General features: G+C 58.7%; 1 protein-coding gene. It reads right to left on the minus strand.

The window, feature by feature from the left end; translation table 11 throughout:
• On the minus strand, positions 1 to 235 hold a 235-nt coding region (locus tag Q4550_RS24090), incomplete at both ends, for a winged helix-turn-helix domain-containing protein (protein ID WP_303536795.1).

A 235-nucleotide genomic window follows, 5' to 3' on the forward strand; every position in this document is an offset into this window, starting at 1 on the left:
GTTCGATCATCAGCGACATCGCCCCATGATCCAATTGGGCCACCGTGGCGCGTTTTCCGACGCTGAGGTTGATCAGCCGCATCGCAGCCAATGACCGGAAAGCCTCGCGAATGACGCTGCGCGATACGTTCAACTCACGAGAGAGGCTGTTTTCGCTTGGCAGACGATCCCCCGGGCCCAGTTCATTGGCGCGAATATGTTGGGTGATCACGCCAATCGTCTCGCTGACCCGGTT

It is taken from the genome of Anaerobacillus sp. 1_MG-2023 (assembly GCF_030547345.1).
GTDB lineage: Bacteria > Bacillota > Bacilli > Bacillales > Guptibacillaceae > Guptibacillus > Guptibacillus hwajinpoensis_B.